13 protein-coding genes are annotated in these 15,611 nt (G+C 53.3%); 7 read left to right on the top strand and 6 right to left on the bottom strand.

The window, feature by feature from the left end:
• Positions 1 to 25: 25 nt before the first annotated feature.
• From ABD931_RS28300 to ABD931_RS28290, 3 genes are read left to right on the top strand one after another with little or no spacing between them, the layout of a single operon-like run.
• Entirely contained in the window at positions 26 to 2,983 is a 2,958-nt protein-coding gene (locus ABD931_RS28300) for a TonB-dependent receptor (protein ID WP_345271448.1), read from the top strand.
• 16 nt (positions 2,984 to 2,999) lie between these two features.
• Positions 3,000 to 4,001 (top strand): phosphotransferase, encoded by a 1,002-nt coding sequence (locus ABD931_RS28295; RefSeq protein ID WP_345271447.1) that lies wholly within the window; start codon positions 3,000 to 3,002, stop codon positions 3,999 to 4,001.
• A 7-nt stretch (positions 4,002 to 4,008) separates the two neighbouring features.
• Complete coding sequence (locus ABD931_RS28290) at positions 4,009 to 5,004, top strand: nucleoside hydrolase (RefSeq protein ID WP_345271446.1); 996 nt, start codon at positions 4,009 to 4,011, stop codon at positions 5,002 to 5,004.
• A gap of 63 nt (positions 5,005 to 5,067) precedes the next feature.
• Here the strand turns inward: ABD931_RS28290 and ABD931_RS28285 are convergent, their stop codons facing one another.
• Genes ABD931_RS28285 through ABD931_RS28275 form a run of 3 tightly spaced genes read right to left on the bottom strand, consistent with a single transcriptional unit; the run spans position 5,068 to position 8,466 of the window.
• Positions 5,068 to 5,784 (bottom strand): membrane or secreted protein, encoded by a 717-nt coding sequence (locus ABD931_RS28285; protein ID WP_345271445.1) that lies wholly within the window; start codon positions 5,782 to 5,784, stop codon positions 5,068 to 5,070.
• 3 nt (positions 5,785 to 5,787) lie between these two features.
• Entirely contained in the window at positions 5,788 to 7,977 is a 2,190-nt protein-coding gene (locus ABD931_RS28280; RefSeq protein WP_345271444.1) for a xanthine dehydrogenase family protein molybdopterin-binding subunit, read from the bottom strand.
• A gap of 3 nt (positions 7,978 to 7,980) precedes the next feature.
• Positions 7,981 to 8,466, bottom strand: coding sequence for a (2Fe-2S)-binding protein (locus ABD931_RS28275; protein ID WP_345271443.1), 486 nt, complete (start codon positions 8,464 to 8,466; stop codon positions 7,981 to 7,983).
• 104 nt (positions 8,467 to 8,570) lie between these two features.
• On the opposite strand from ABD931_RS28275, the gene ABD931_RS28270 reads away from it, so the two are divergent.
• Positions 8,571 to 8,879, top strand: coding sequence for a GNAT family N-acetyltransferase (locus tag ABD931_RS28270; protein WP_345271441.1), 309 nt, complete (start codon positions 8,571 to 8,573; stop codon positions 8,877 to 8,879).
• Positions 8,880 to 8,985: 106 nt separating this feature from the next.
• Entirely contained in the window at positions 8,986 to 10,500 is a 1,515-nt protein-coding gene (locus tag ABD931_RS28265; protein WP_345271440.1) for a sensor histidine kinase, read from the top strand.
• 12 nt (positions 10,501 to 10,512) lie between these two features.
• On the opposite strand, the gene ABD931_RS28260 is transcribed toward ABD931_RS28265, so the two are convergent.
• Entirely contained in the window at positions 10,513 to 11,412 is a 900-nt protein-coding gene (locus ABD931_RS28260; protein ID WP_345271439.1) for a sterol desaturase family protein, read from the bottom strand.
• 260 nt (positions 11,413 to 11,672) lie between these two features.
• Here ABD931_RS28260 and ABD931_RS28255 point away from each other — a divergent pair, with 260 nt between their 5' ends.
• On the top strand, positions 11,673 to 12,686 hold the full coding sequence (locus ABD931_RS28255; RefSeq protein ID WP_345271438.1) for a threonine aldolase family protein: 1,014 nt from the start codon (positions 11,673 to 11,675) through the stop codon (positions 12,684 to 12,686).
• Positions 12,687 to 12,733: 47 nt separating this feature from the next.
• On the top strand, positions 12,734 to 14,326 hold the full coding sequence (locus ABD931_RS28250) for a GNAT family N-acetyltransferase (RefSeq protein ID WP_345271437.1): 1,593 nt from the start codon (positions 12,734 to 12,736) through the stop codon (positions 14,324 to 14,326).
• A 61-nt stretch (positions 14,327 to 14,387) separates the two neighbouring features.
• Here ABD931_RS28250 and ABD931_RS28245 read toward each other — a convergent pair whose 3' ends face one another.
• Complete coding sequence (locus ABD931_RS28245; RefSeq protein ID WP_345271435.1) at positions 14,388 to 15,305, bottom strand: T9SS type A sorting domain-containing protein; 918 nt, start codon at positions 15,303 to 15,305, stop codon at positions 14,388 to 14,390.
• 1 nt (position 15,306) lies between these two features.
• A partial coding sequence (locus ABD931_RS28240; protein ID WP_345271434.1) for a hypothetical protein occupies positions 15,307 to 15,611 on the bottom strand: 305 nt, incomplete at its 5' end.

Below are 15,611 nucleotides of genomic sequence, written 5' to 3'. Positions count from 1 at the left end.
TTCAATCCTTTTGTGGTGCCTGTTTATGTCCTTCTCCACTCACGCTCAACAGGCCGGTTTACAGGTTGCCGTTACCGACCTGTTATTGCGACGACCGGCATCGGCCATTCTGGTATATGCCGAAAGTCTCGAACGCCGGTCGCTGGACTCAGCTGTCTCCAACGCACAGGGCAAAGCGATTTTCGGCAATCTGGCTCCGGGCCGATACCGGGTATTCAGCAAAGCGGGTCGGTTGTATGCCGAGAGTGAAGCGACTGATGTATTGCTACGAGCGGGGCAATTTAACAGTGTGACGCTGGCGCTGCCTCTACAGCGGGAAAGCACGCTCGACGAGGTGGTTGTCAATGACCGGCGACTGGCCCGGCTGAACACCCAGAATGCTGAAGTGTCATCTATTGTCTCCCGACGCGAGCTACAAAGTCTGCCTATAGAAGGTCGCGATATTACCCGGTCTTTATTCCGCCTGCCGAACCTGACACTCGCTACCCAGGGCTATGCCGAAGCGCCCAACGTAGCCATCAATGGCCTGAACGGGATCTATACCAACTACCTTATTGACGGCATGGACAACAATGAGCGCTTCCTGGGCAACATGAAGTTCAATGTACCGGTGGGTTTTGCCGAAGGCATTACGGTATATACCAACAATTATTCGGTGGAGTTCGGAAACACCAGCAACGGCCTAGTCAACGTAACGACCCGTTCCGGCACCAATGAGTTCACCGGCGAAGTATTTTACCTGACCCGCCCCGGACGTATCGTAGATAGCCCCTCCCGCTACGCTACAGCCGACCTGTCGGGCAATGCCGTAAAAGATGGCTTCCGGCGGCACCAGGTAGGCGTCGGGCTGGGTGGTCCTATCCGCCGGGATAAAACGTTCTTTTACGTAAACGTAGAGCAAACCTTCGACCGTAAAGATAACCGCCTGGTGGTACCCGCCCTGGACATCAACGAAATCGTGACCGGCAACAACTACTTCTCGTATGTGTCGGGCAAGATTGACCAGCTCTGGAGTGGCCGGTTCAAATCATCGCTGCGGGTAAACGTTGGTCATTTCGACATCGACCGGCAGGGAGGTGGTCTGGAGGGTGGTATTCTGTTCCCTTCAGCGGCATCTACCCAGCGCAACCGCACCTACCTGATTGCCATGAAGAATGCGTATCTGATTGGGGGGCAGGTGACAGGCGAAACCAACTACCAGCGCTCACGCTTCCGGTGGAACTACCGCGACCCGGTCAACCCGACCAATCCGTCGGTGACGGTTCGCAATCCAAGCGGAGTACCCATTGCAACTATCGGCCAGAGCGGAGCTATCTTTGACGACATCGAGGATACGGATCAGTTCCAGCAGAAGTTTTCGTTGCGCACCAACAATCATACCCTGAAAGCCGGCATTGAATTTACCTCGTCTACCTTCTCGCTGCTCGGCGGGGCCAACCCGTATGGCACCTACGATGTGCAACTAACCCAGGCTCAGCTAGACGCGCTGAAAAGCCGCAACATAGGCTCAGCGCTGGATGTGAACGATATTCCGCGCGACGTGCAGATACGGACGTATGATGTAGAGCTCAGACCTACTACCTTTGGTGCCCGGCAAAACGTCCTGAACCTGTATATAGAAGATCTCTGGTCGGTTACCAATCGCCTGAACCTGACCTTCGGCCTGCGCTACGATTACGATAATCTGTCGAAGGGGGGAGGAACAAAAGGCGACCTCAACAACCTGGCCCCTCGCATAGCCTTTAACCTTCAGTTGAGCGACCGCAGCGTGATCCGGGGCGGATATGGGATATTCTACGACAAAATAAAGTATTCCGTCTACAGCGATAATCTCCAGTTCAGCAGTACCGGTGCCGATTTTAAAAAACAACTGGCCGAATTGCAGCGCCTGGGCGTTTTAGTACCGGGTGCCGATCTGAACCGGATTACCTTTCCCGGCAACCTGAATGCCCGTTCCTCTACCCCGGTTACTTACCTGAACGGTCCGTCGTCGCAGTCATTGCAAGGCCGGCGCGATCTCCAGTTCAGCAACAACATCCGGATCATGAACCCCAATGGTTTCCAGAACCCCTACTCCCATCAGGTCTCGCTGGGGTATCAGTACAAGCCATCGGCCAATACCCTGTTCTCCGTAGATCTGGTCCACTCGGCAACCAATAACCTGTTCTATATCTATAACCTGAATGCCCCCTCGCCCTACCCGTTTGCAAACGACATAGACGTGAAGGTACGCACAGTGGCCCAGGCCGACCTCACCCGCCCCATTCCCATCCGGCAGGACCGGCGCGGAGCCTATGCCGTGGTGAATGGCTCCGACACGCTACGCGGTATCGCCCGCAACGTGTTTATGACCAAAACAGACGGAATTGCCCGGTACTACGCAGCCAATTTTGTGTTACAGAAGCTGAAAGGCAATGACCGGTACGCCTACCGTCTGGTGTACTCGCTATCGTCGATCAAAAGCAACACAACCGGTATCAACACAAGGGCTCAGGATTCGAATAACTACCAGGCGGAGTTTGTCTACGACGACAACGACCGGCGGCACGTCATCAGCGGAGTGTTCTTCTACCATCCGTTTCGTAATCTGGTGATTGCTCCGACCGTGCTGCTCCAGAGTGGGCAGCCGGTTACGCGCATTGCCGATGCTAAGGTATTCGGCACTACGGATCTGAACGGCGACAGCGAAAGCTTTAGCCTCCCTGCCGATATTTACCCCGGCGAAACCCGCAACAGTGACCGGTTACCGTGGGCCAAAACGATCGATGTTTCCGTAAAATTTACCCCCCGAATTTTTGATAAGTCGCGTCTTGAGCTTTCTGCGGATGTGTTCAACGTACTGAATACCCAGAACATTACCGGCTTTCCGGTGGTGCGCTCGGCTTCCAACCAGTTTCAGGTAGGACCACGCGGCTCCGGAATTACCGTTCGGGCGGCCGCTCCCCCCCGGCAGTTTCAGTTTGGTGCCCGCTATTTCTTTTAACCTTCTGTGTCTGACCATGCACATAAACGCTCAGGAACCCACAGCGCTTAGCCGCTACCTCAAAAGCAGGCAGTGGCTAAGCGAACAGGAAACGATAACCGGGCTGGAAAAGCCCGGCGAAGGAAACATGAACTACACCCTGCGGATAATTACGTCCCAGCGCAGTGTAATCATCAAACAGGCCCGCAGCTATGTAGAGAAATACCCGTCTATTCCGGCCCCGGCAGAACGGGCTGTCATAGAAGGTCGCTTTTACCAGAAAGTACAGACCAGCCAAACGCTAAGCGGGTCTATGCCGGCGCTGCTGGGTATGGATGAGGAGCATAACATTCTCCTGCTCGAAGACCTGGGAGCTGCCAGTGATTATACGTTCCTGTACCAGCCGGGACAGGTACTTTCGGCACCGGAAGCGGGTGCCCTGGTAGTTTTTTTGTCTGCATTACACAGCCAGTTTCTGACTGATAGGCCCGATCCGGCTTTCACCAACAGGGCCATGCGCGAGTTGAACCACGAACACATCTTTCGTTACCCCTTTCTGGAAGAAAACGGGTTTGATTTAGATACCATACAGCCGGGATTGCAGGCACTGTCTGTGCCGTTTAAGCAGAATACCCGCCTGCGCGAAGCTGCCCGGGAGTTAGGAGCGATTTATTTGGGCAACCGGTCTGCCTCAGCTCCCCTGACGTTGTTACACGGTGATTACTATCCCGGTAGCTGGCTTCGTACAAAGGACGGCCTCAAAATTATCGATCCTGAATTTTGTTTCTATGGGCCCGCTGAGTTTGACCTGGGTGTTATGCTTGCTCACCTGAAAATGAGCCGGCAACCCGATGATCTGCACAAGGCTATACTGGCGCAGTACCAACGGTCTGATGGGTTTGACGAAACGCTGCTCAACCGCTTTACAGGGGTTGAAATTCTCCGTCGGATTCTCGGTCTGGCGCAGTTGCCCCTCAGCTTGTCATTAGAGCAAAAACAGGATTTACTGACTGATGCCCAACAACTGCTATTAACCTGAAATGAATATGACAAGATCCCTTTTTATGGCGCTGCTGCTTTCACCAATGGCAGTACTGGCCCAAAACCAACCGTTGCAGCCCCGGCGGATCTGGTTTGATACTGACCTGATGATTGGCCTTCCGGAGCGCGCACCTCGGGAGGTAGACGACGGCATTACGCTGATGATGGCGCTACAACATCCCGATAAAGTGGATATTGTCGGCATCAGCACGGTTACCTACGTTGATTACGGCTACGATATAGCGCAGAAGCTGCTAACGTGGTATAGTCCGGGCCGCTCAATTCCGGTGTACAAAGGATCTGACAGCGCCCGGCAACCAGGCGAAGAGAATGATGCGACCAGGGCCCTGGCCAACGCACTTCGTAAAGAGAAACTGGCAATCCTGGCAATCGGCCCGCTCACAAACGTGGCTACGGTCGTTAAGAATCATCCCGAACTGGCCTCTCAAATTGAAGAGGTAGTGGTTTGCGGGGGGCGAACGCCGGGCTACGCCTTCAGGCCGGGGCTGGAAAAAGAAATCGTTTCGGATTATAATTTTGAGCGCGATCCGGAGTCATTTCGTGTCCTTTTCAACGCCAGTGTACCTATGGTCTTGTCTGGTTTCGAGTGCAGCGTGTACACGTTTCTGGGTAAGGCCGATATCGACTTTCTAAACAATAACCACGAAGGCGACAAGTGGGTCTACGAGCAGTTGCGCCCCTGGCAACAGCGGGGGAAAGCCTTGTTTGGTGTTGAAGGCTTCATTCCCTACGATGCTACTCCCCTGGGCTATCTGACGCATCCGGAGTATTTCAAGTACCACCGCAACATTCCGGTTCAGATCAACGTCCGCAAGAATGACGCAACGCTCGGGCAAAACCGTCCGGCGGAAAAGCCGTTTCTGGAAGCATCCTATGATTTTAAGCAAACCAAATGGCGAGCAACTTACGCGTATAAAACCCTGCCGGGCTTTGAGGAAATTATTATCGAATCATTGAAGCGAAGTAAGGCGCGGCCTTAAGAACAATAGCTTATTGTAAAAAGAGGCAGTTGGTCGTGACCAACTGCCTCTTTTTACAATAAGCTATTCCCGGCTCCAGACCTCACTGACTTTACCCCCGGTAGAGCTCTGCCCCCGGTGGAACCAGTCGGTGCCTTTTATCTCGGCATCAAAGGTTAGCGACTTGCCCACCCGGCTATTGTCGCGGGAAAAAAAGTCGATGGTTTCGGTGTACTTGCCATCTTTTAACGTATAGGTACCGCCACCCGTACCGGCAAACAGTTTTGTCTGTGGATTGATGGCCGCCCACTGGAACCGGGTACCGGTCAGCAGTTTCAGTGTTTTGCGTGGCCCGCGCTGCATAGCATTTATCTGACCATCGTCGCCCAGCCGGCCGGTAATTCGCCACAAACCCGCCAGGGGTGTCTGAGTGGAGGGCTGATCGACCCGCTCGAACGTTCGGCGACCGCCACGTCCCAGCAAGGTCATCTTGTTGCCGGAGAAGGCCAGTTCATACGTTTCCGTGCCGCCAATACGGGTGCTGTCTTTCGTATCAAACTCAACCAGTAAGTTCAGCAGCTTGCCATCCTGCCGCATGGTTCCCCCTCGTGTACTGACAAATTCATTTGGGCGGTAATCCGTCTGCATCAGGTAGCCATCCGAGGCAATCAGCACAGTAGTGGGCCCACCTACTGCGTTGGTTTCGCGCCAGGCTCCGGCTATACCGGGTGTACCCTGCTGAGCCGCTACCAGCCAGCCGGCCGTCACAATCAGCAGTAAAATCAGGCTTTTTCTCATCATGCGTTATACAGCGTTTAGGTCAAAAGGCAGTTTCCGAATTCGTTTACCGGTAGCCGAAAAAATAGCGTTGCACAAGGCCGGTGCCACCGGCGGCAGGCCGGGCTCCCCTACCCCACCCGGTGCTTCTTCGTTCTCGATGATGTGCATATCGATCGATACCGGCATTTCGTCCATGCGCAGCACCGGATAGTTGTGGAAGTTGGTTTGATCGGCCCGGCCGTTGGTAATGGTAATGCCGTTTTTGATTGCGGCCGTTAACCCGTATACGATGTTTCCTTCCGTTTGGGCCCGCACATTGTCGGGGTTGACGTATATACCACAGTCGAGCACCGACACCACCCGGTTGATCTTCACGCCATTCCCATTCTTCGATACAAAGAAGGCGTGGGCGCAGATGCTGCCGAATGACCGGGCAATAGCGACTCCTTTACCCGCTCCGGCCGGCAATGGCTGATCCCAACGAGCTTTCTCCCGCAGCGTCTTCAGAACAGTTACGAATCGTTTGGCCACCTCATCTTCCTTTTTCTCCAGCAACGCGAGCCGGAACGACAGCGGATCTTTACCAGCCGCGTGCGCCAGTTCATCGATAAATGACTCGTGGCCGAACGAACTGCTGGACGGGTACACCGACCGCCACCAAACAATGGGAATATCGGTTTGTACGTTGCGCCAGCCGATGGTGGCGTTCGGAAAGGCGTACGGACTTTCTTCCTGGTTAATAGCCTCGCCGGCCCAGTCATCAGCTTTCTCGCCCAATGGAGCCCGGAACACCTGCCGCTGAATGGACTCACCGATTAATTTATGTTCAAAGGCCACCAGATTTCCCTGCGCATCAACTGCCCCGCGCATGGCGCTGAGCATACCTGGCCGGTAGGGCCCCTGGGTAATATCATCTTCCCGCGTCCAGACCAGTTTAACCGGTGCCTTTACCTGTTTAGAAAGAGTAACAGCCTCCAGCACAAAATCCAGGTACGCTTTCCGGCCAAACCCACCACCGAGAAACGGCACATTAATTTTTACCTGCTCAGCAGGGATTTTCAGGTAACCGGCCACCTGTTCAATAGTGCCGTCAGGTCCCTGCACCGGTGCCCAGACTTCACAGGAGCCATCGTCTTTTACGTGCGCAACGGCCACCTCCGGCTCCATCGGAGCGTGAGCCAGAAACGGCGTTTCGTACAAGCCTTCCAGCTTTTTGGGAGCCGCTTCGTAGGTAGCCGTAAAGTCACCAATGGTGTTGTAGGGGGCCACCGGCTGGCCGGCTTTTTCCCGCAGTTCCTTATAATACCGCTCCGTGGTCATGGTTTGATCGTACCCGGCATTGTCCCACTGGATTTTTAACGCCCGGCGTCCCTGCAACGCAGCCCAGTAGTTGGTAGCCACTACGGCAACGGCTTCAGAGGTGCGGTGCGGCATCGGGCGCTCGGCTTTGAAGACAGCCTTCACACCCGGTATCTTTTTCGCCTGACTGTCGTCAATCGAAACGACCTTGCCGTGAATGACCGGCGAGTGTTCCATGCTGGCATACAGCATACCCGGCACGTCAATATCCATGCCGAATACCGCTTTACCCGTTACTTTCTGCGGAATATCGGGACGGGGAATGGCCTTGCCAATCAGTTTAAAATCTTTTTTGGCTTTCAACCTCAGGTCTTTGGGTACCGGCAGTTTAGCGGCATCATCTACCAATGCACCGTATGCCAGCACTTTACCCGTTGGCCGGTGTTTGATGGTGCCCATTTCGGCATAGCACTCGTTCAGCGATGCGTTCCACCGAGTGGCAGCTGCCTGCCGGAACATCTCACGGGCGGCTGCACCGGCTTCGCGCAGTCGTTTCCAGCCGGTACGAACGGTACTGCTCCCGCCCGATAACTGGTCGCCGTACTTGCGCAGTCCGTTCGACTGCCTGATCTGGATCTGGTCCAGACTGACCTCCAGTTCCTCAGCAATCATGGTCGGAACGGCCTGCCAGGAGCCCTGCCCCATATCGGGACGGTGGTTGATGAGGGTAATGGTACCCGCATTGTCGATCACGATAAATGGGTGCAGTTCAAACGACAGTACCGCTTTCGGGTCGTGGCTCAGATTGGTCAGAGCACCATTGGCACTTGCCGAGAAACCAAGAAACAGGCCTGTACCGGTAAGTCCGGCGGCTTTCAGGAACGAACGGCGATCGATGGGTGAGGTTGGTTTCATAGCTTATTTCCCCGTTGAAGCGGTTTCTTTGGTCATAGCAGCGGCCGTGTGAATCGCTTTGCGAATGCGGTTGTAGGTACCGCAGCGGCAGATATGCCCGCGCATGGCGGTATCGATGTCTGCATCGGTAGGATTCGGTTTGTCTTTCAGCAGGGCCACAGCGGCCATGATCTGCCCCGACTGGCAATAGCCGCACTGCGGCACCTGTTCGTCGATCCAGGCTTTCTGCACCGGGTGCAGATTCGCTTCAGTACCAATTCCTTCAATGGTGATAATCTTCTTGTTGGCAACAGCCGATACCGGCGTCACACACGAACGGATCGGCCGACCGTCGAGGTGCACGGTGCAGGCCCCGCACTGGGCCATGCCACAACCAAATTTGGTACCCTTCAGACCGATAACATCCCGGACGGCCCACAACAGGGGCATCTGCGGATCGGTCTCCAGAGTATGCTTTTTACCGTTAACGGTCAGAGAAATAGAGGCCATACAGACGAGTTGATTAGACGTGGGTAAAGTTTAGGAATTTAGGAGACTAAATCAAGCCCAAACATTTTCATTAATTCACTGGTTCAACTCTTAAATCGTTATGTATGAACCTGGAAGGCGCCACTGTTCTCAATAATACCAAACAAAACCGGTTTGAACTGGTCACCGATGGGCTGCTGTCTGTTATTGAATATCAACCGTTCGATGACAACACCCTGGTGCTGACCCATACAGAAGTAGCGCCGGAGCTGGAAGGTCAGGGCGTAGGCAGCCGGCTGGTTAAGGAAACGCTGGAGTATGTTCGTCAGCATAACCTACAGATTATTCCGCTTTGTCCGTTTGTCGGCACATATTTAAAACGGCACCGGGACTATGCCAACATAATTCATCCGGCATACAGGGATAAATTCTGACAATCTAATCCAGTAAATCAGATTTTAGGTGGATCTACGCATGTCGTAAAATTTGACCTTATTTTTATCCGTTTCCGCCTTACTACATTTCTTTTACTCAACGGGTATGCAAGGCACACTAGCCCCAATAGATATTCTGAAGGGAGTCTTAGACTCGTCGCTCAATGGGGTGGCAGTATACCAGAGCATTCGTGATGAAACCGGCCAGATTGTCGACTTTCGGATAGTGTTGATGAATGCCATTGTCGAGCAGGATCTGGGCACCCTGGCCGACGATGTACTCGGTCACCGGCTTAGCGAATTTCCGCTGGATGACGCTCAGATCCATCTGGTGAATCAATACAAGATCGTAATTGAGACTGGGCGGCCCTATCGGATAGAATTGCAGTATCCGCTCCCAACCCGCTCCGAACCGTCCTGGCTCGATATATCCGTGGTGAAGCTCGAGGATAGCGTTGTGGTTTCCTACAACGACATTACCGGCATCAAAAAGGCAGAAGTAGCACGTCAGCAGCAGGCTGAACTCCTGCAACGAGTAACCGATACGTCGCTGAGCGCCCTGGTCTGCTGCGAAGCCATCCGCGACGACACCGGCAAACTTGCCGATATGCGGGTTACCCTGGTCAACCAAATGACGGCGCAGTGGCTAAACCTGCCCATTGAGCAGATCCGGAACCAGACTATTCTGCACCTGTTTCCGGGGCTGCAGGAGATGGATGCGCTCGCCCGGCTGGAGGAGCTAATCAAGAATGGCCACCCATACGAGGTCGAATACTGCCTGGATAACCACTGGTATAGCCTGGCCCTGGCCAGATTTGGCGACGGTATTGTTGTTTCGGCCAGTGAGATCACCACCCTCCGCCGGTATCAGCAGGACCTGGAGCATAGTAACAAAGAACTGACCCGTTCCAACAGCGATCTGCAGCAATTTGCCTACGTAGCCTCGCACGACCTCCAGGAGCCGCTCCGGAAGATCCAGTCTTTTGGCGAAATGCTGGAAAATCAGGTGAGCGGACAAGTGAGCGACAGTCAGCTTAACCTGCTCCGGCGCATGCAGGATGCAGCTCACCGGATGCAGGTACTTATTCAGGACCTGCTTACCTACTCGCGGGTGTCGAGCACGCGAGACTCGTTTCAGTCGACCTCACTACAGGAGGTGGTACAGGAAGTGCTCACCGATCTGGAAGTAATCATTCAGGAAAAGAACGCTGAGATACAAACTGATCAACTGCCCAGCATCAACGGCGACCCGCTTCAGCTCCGGCAACTGTTTCAGAACCTGATCAGCAACGCTTTAAAGTTCAACAGACCTGAGGTGCAACCTGTTGTTCGTATTAAATGTGAACAGGTACAGGGCCAGCATATTCCGGACGCTTCGCCCTCGGCGCTTACGCAAACCTACTACGAGATCAGTGTGATCGACAACGGTATCGGGTTTGACGAGAAATACCTCGACCGCATCTTTCAGGTTTTTCAGCGGCTGCACAACCGGAGCGAATACAGCGGCACCGGAGTCGGCCTGGCCATTTGCAAAAAAGTTGTCGATAACCACAAAGGCTACATCACCGCCAGCAGTCGGCCCGGTCAGGGCGCTACGTTCCAGGTATACTTTCCCGCATAATCCGGCCGCTGTTTACGCCAGTTCCTTTTCCTGCGTCGCCTGCTCCCGCTGCCGGGCTTCTTCCCGTAATTGTCTGGTGGTTTTGCGGCTGCCGTCATGGCTCCAGCCCGGAGGGCCAAACAGATACCCCAGTGCATTACGCAGCGAACCGGCATGGGCTATGTCGTGGATCATATCGGTCCATTCATGAAAGGCAATTCGGACCGGATTATAGGTATTGATGTTCCGGGTAAGCCCGTAGGTAGGACGCTCCACTTCCGGCTCGAAGGTACCAAACATTCGATCCCAGATGATAAGTACCCCCGCGTGGTTTTTATCCAGGTATTTCAGGTCAGACGCGTGATGCACGCGATGGTGCGAGGGTGTATTGAAGATAAACTCGATGGGTGCCGGAAACTTATGAATAAACTCGGTATGAATCCAGAACTGATACAGCAGACTGATCGCCTGCATGGTCATTACAGCGGCCGGATGAAAGCCTAGCAGGGGTAGCCACAACCAGAACAGAAATGAACCACTCAGCGCACCGGTCCAGGTTTGCCGTAAAGCCGTACCCAGGTTATACCTCTGCGACGAATGGTGAATCACGTGCGAGGCCCAGAAGTACCGGCTGCCGTGGCTGGTGCGGTGAAACCAGTAGTAGGTAAAATCGTCGGCAAAAAACAGCAAAACCCAGTACCACCACTGATCGGCGGGCAGCTCGAACAGCCGGAACTGGTATACCAGTGAATAAGCTCCAAATACCAGCGCTTTACCCAACAGCCCGATAATAACGTTGCCAATACCCATAGCGAGGCTGCTAACGGTATCTTTGGTGTGGTAATAATCTTTCTTCTGAATAGCCGTTGCAATGACTTCGGCAGTCAGCAGAATGACAAAACCCGGTATAGCGTAGTGAATAAGGTCTTTCATATTCTTTCTGATTGCAGTGCAATTTACAAAATAACCGGTAGGTTCTCAAGTCCCGTCCGGGCAGGGTTGGTTCGCAGGATTTAACAGGATTATTTTTTTAAATTGCAAATACAGTGTTCTCTCTGCGAACTTTGTATGTGTACCCCGAAGTAGTAACCCGGAATGTAATTCCGGTTTGACGTACAGCCGGAATTACATTCCGGGTTACTACTTCGGGCAACTGCGCATTTAAAAAACGGAAGTGCAACTCCGGTGTATATATGCTAATTGATTTACGAAGCGACACGATAACCAAACCTACTCCGGCTATGCTGGAGGCTATGTTTTCCGCCGAAGTCGGCGATGATGTATTTGGCGACGACCCGACTGTCAATGCCCTGGAGGTAAAAGCGGCAGCGATGTTCGGTATGGAAGCGGCCCTGTTCTGCGCATCGGGCACGATGACCAACCAGTTGGCCATCCGGACCCACACCCGCCCCGGCGATGATGTCATCTGCGATATTCTCTCGCATGTGTACCTTTACGAAGGGGGGGGTATCGCGGTCAACGCGCTGGCATCGGTCAGTCTGCCGCAGGGAAAGCGGGGAAAGCTCACTCCCGAACTGGTTAGCGCCCATATTCAGCCCGACGACATTCATAAGCCGCACACCCGGCTGGTTTGCCTGGAAAATACCGTCAACAAAGGGGGGGGCTGTTACTACACGGTACCGGAAATTTCGGCGATCCGGCAACTCTGCGACCTGCACGGACTTAAACTCCACCTGGACGGTGCCCGATTGTTCAACGCCCTGGTCGAAACCGGCGAATCGCCTGAGGCTTATGGGCAGTTATTCGACTCCATCAGTATCTGTTTGTCTAAAGGCCTCGGTTGCCCGGTTGGCTCGCTGCTACTGGGTAGCGCCGATTTTATTAAGCAAGCCCGTCGCTTTCGGAAAGTGATGGGTGGTGGCTGGCGGCAGGCCGGTTTTCTGGCCGCGGCCGGTATCTACGCCCTCGACCATAACATCAACCGCCTGCGCATCGACCACTCCCGCGCCCGCAAAATCGGTGCCATGCTCGAACGGCTGCCGGAGATTGAGGAGATTTACCCAATTGACACCAACATTGTCATTTTCCGGCTAAACGATTCCATACTGGCGACCGATTATGTAAAGCAACTGGAGCAGAAAAACATCCGGTCGGTTACGTTCGGCAAGCATCTGGTGCGGTTTGTTACCCATCTGGCGTTCACGGATGACCATTTAGTCGAACTGGAAAAACAACTGTCTGCCTGAAACGGTAATCTGTACGGGGATGTTATATAAACAAAGGAATCTGATTTATGCTGATACAAACCCGTAATCTTAAAATAGAAGACTACGCCGATCTGAAAGAGGCCATGATTGAAGCCTACAGCGGACTCGGCGGAGAATATTGGGAGAAAAATAAGATTGAAAAACTGCTGACCCTCTTTCCGGAGGGTCAGTTCTGCGTAGAGGTTGACGGGAAAGTGGTGGCCGTGGCGCTGGCTATTCTGATCAACTACGACGATTTCGGCGACGACCATACGTACTACGAAATCACGGGGCGGTATACATTTAAAACGCACAATCCAAAAGGCGACTGGCTATACGGCGTCGAGGTGTTTGTTCACCCCGACTATCGGGACCTGCGGCTGGGCCGCCGATTGTACGACGTCCGGAAAGAGCTTTGCGAGCAATTAAACCTGCGGGGTATCCTGGCCGGTGGCCGGATACCGAATTACAACCTGTATGCCGATGAACTGAAGCCCAGGGAATACATTGCCAAAGTGAAGCAGAAGGAAGTTTATGATCCAACACTCAGTTTTCAGTTATCCAACGACTTCCACGTGAAGAAAATCCTGCGGGGTTACTGGCGCCGGGATCTGGAGTCGAAGGAATATGCCACCCTGCTGGAGTGGAACAATATCTATTACGTCGACGAGAAAGAGAAGAAACCGCATACCGACGCCATTATCCGCTTAGGCGTGGTTCAATGGCAGATGCGCCTGTTCGAAAGCCTACAGGGCATTTTTGATCAGGTTGAGTTCTTTGTTGATGCGGTCAGCGACTACAAAGCCGATTTTCTGGTCTTGCCGGAGTTTTTCAATACGCCCCTGATGGCCGACTTCAACGATATGCCCATCTCGCAGGCGATTCGTAAGCTGGCCGAGATTACCGAGCCGGTGCGCCAGAAGCTGGTTGAGTTTGCCATCTCCTACAACGTAAACATCATCGGCGGAAGTATGCCGCTGGTCGATGAAGACGGTAAGTTGTACAATGTTGGTTATCTCTGCCGGCGGGATGGTACCTGGGAGGAGTACCGCAAAATTCACATCACGCCCAACGAAGTGCGGCACTACGGCATGGTCGGCGGCAACGAAATCCGGGCGTTTGATACCGACTGCGGGAAGATCGGCATTGTGATCTGTTATGATGTGGAGTTCCCGGAACTCAGCCGGATTCTGTCTGCCCAGGGTATGCAGATTCTGTTTGTGCCGTTCCTGACGGATACCCAAAACGGATATTACCGCGTCCGGAACTGTGCGCAGGCGCGGGCTATCGAAAACGAATGTTATGTAGTCATTTCCGGCTGCGTGGGTAACCTGCCTAAAGTGCAGAACATGGACATTCACTATGCCCAGTCGGCAGTCTTTACACCCTCAGATTTCCAGTTTCCCAACAATGCAGTAAAAGCCGAAGCCACGCCCAACAGCGAGATGATGCTTATTGCCGACGTAGATCTGTCCCTGTTGAAAGAGCTACACGAATACGGCTCGGTACAAACGCTGAAAGACCGGCGGACCGACTTGTATGATGTGGTCGTGAAAAAGCCTGCCAGAAAGTCGCACAAGAAGAAAGAGGCCCCGGAAAACGATCCGGAGGTAGTACCACCAATTGTTGTAGTAAGCTAAAACAGGAAGGCCCACTCCGTAGAGTGGGCCTTTTTACAATTCATTCGTGTTGACATTCTGCTTAGATCTTGACAATCTTTTTGGTGACAACCTCCTTGTCTTCACTCTTTTTAATCAGGTAAGAACTGCCGGGCAGGTCCCGCAGATCAAACTCCACGGTGGTTACGCCTACTTTGCTCTTTATCTCCTTTGCCTGTTTGACTCCTCCTTTCAGATCCACCACCTCCAGCTTCACGGGTTCATCGGCCACCTGCGAGAAAAACTTCACCCTCACTACATCTACTGTCGGATTAGGATACGCTATCACCTCCAGCTCTTGTGATTCGGCAGCAAAAGGTGCCAATTGCGCTAACCGCTCCTGTAACTCCTTCAGCACATTCGGCAGGCTCGTTGGCTGTACAAACTGCTCCAGCGGGCGAGCATCTACCCTTGCCACCTGACCGGAACGCGAGTAGAAACTGCCGGCGACATTCAGGGCAAAGGATTGATTGGCCAGCGTTACAAACGCATCAGAAGACTCCAGCACCTGCACCTGACTCGGGTCTCCTCCCTGTCCTGTGAACGTGAACAGCGCCACCGGCTCGCCCTGCCGAAACTCTCCGTAGTTGGTCTCTGCAGGTGTTTTACCGATTACATAAAACGCATAACTGGCATTAGCTCCTGCCTGCAGCAGTTGAGGTTCCTGCCCAAACTTGCGGGCCTGCTTGTCCCAGGTACCCCGAAGGTCCTTGACAGTACCGAGTATAAACTCCCTGGGAACTTTTAAGGTAAACTGAGCCGTGGCGCCCCGCTCCTCAGTCTCCGGATTATTTGAGTTGGGCGTGTTATAATCAGGCACTACCCACGCCGTAAATATTCGGCTTTTGGCATCATACGAAACCATGTAACGAACCGTGTGCTGAGACAGGTACTGGCCCTGTACGGTGCTGATGGCTCCAAAAAACACCATACTCAAGAAGATAGTCAGATTCTTTTTCATTTTACGGCAGTTGTTCACGAATTATATAGAAGCTCTGGAGCATAATGTTACCAGGATGATTCTTCATCACATTTTGGTATATAAATTCCAAATCATTACCGGTGCCGGCATAGATTACTTCTCCATTCATATTCACATCTCCGGTATAGTACCCCTTCAGCTTAAAAAACGACGTGCTAAGCACATTGCCCGACGCATTCAGTACCTGCTGATAAATAGCGTTCACATCATTACTGGTACCCTGGTAGATGACGTTCTCATGTGGAGCCGTAGCATTGTTATCCTCCAAAGCATTCCCCGCCCACA

The sequence above is a fragment of the Nibrella viscosa genome, from assembly GCF_039541875.1.
GTDB classification, from domain to species: domain Bacteria; phylum Bacteroidota; class Bacteroidia; order Cytophagales; family Spirosomataceae; genus Nibrella; species Nibrella viscosa.
The sequence above is the reverse complement of the archived record's forward strand: the minus strand, read 5'-3'. Positions and strand labels throughout refer to the sequence as shown.

Bases quoted from the DNA above. Each gene is read 5' to 3' on its own strand.
- ABD931_RS28300 (WP_345271448.1), top strand. From the start codon at position 26: ATGTCCTTCTCCACTCACGCTCAACAGGCCGGTTTACAGGTTGCCGTT.
- ABD931_RS28295 (WP_345271447.1), top strand. From the start codon at position 3,000: ATGCACATAAACGCTCAGGAACCCACAGCGCTTAGCCGCTACCTCAAA.
- ABD931_RS28290 (WP_345271446.1), top strand. From the start codon at position 4,009: ATGACAAGATCCCTTTTTATGGCGCTGCTGCTTTCACCAATGGCAGTA.
- ABD931_RS28285 (WP_345271445.1), bottom strand. From the start codon at position 5,784: ATGATGAGAAAAAGCCTGATTTTACTGCTGATTGTGACGGCCGGCTGG.
- ABD931_RS28280 (WP_345271444.1), bottom strand. From the start codon at position 7,977: ATGAAACCAACCTCACCCATCGATCGCCGTTCGTTCCTGAAAGCCGCC.
- ABD931_RS28275 (WP_345271443.1), bottom strand. From the start codon at position 8,466: ATGGCCTCTATTTCTCTGACCGTTAACGGTAAAAAGCATACTCTGGAG.
- ABD931_RS28270 (WP_345271441.1), top strand. From the start codon at position 8,571: ATGAACCTGGAAGGCGCCACTGTTCTCAATAATACCAAACAAAACCGG.
- ABD931_RS28265 (WP_345271440.1), top strand. From the start codon at position 8,986: ATGCAAGGCACACTAGCCCCAATAGATATTCTGAAGGGAGTCTTAGAC.
- ABD931_RS28260 (WP_345271439.1), bottom strand. From the start codon at position 11,412: ATGAAAGACCTTATTCACTACGCTATACCGGGTTTTGTCATTCTGCTG.
- ABD931_RS28255 (WP_345271438.1), top strand. From the start codon at position 11,673: ATGCTAATTGATTTACGAAGCGACACGATAACCAAACCTACTCCGGCT.
- ABD931_RS28250 (WP_345271437.1), top strand. From the start codon at position 12,734: ATGCTGATACAAACCCGTAATCTTAAAATAGAAGACTACGCCGATCTG.
- ABD931_RS28245 (WP_345271435.1), bottom strand. From the start codon at position 15,305: ATGAAAAAGAATCTGACTATCTTCTTGAGTATGGTGTTTTTTGGAGCC.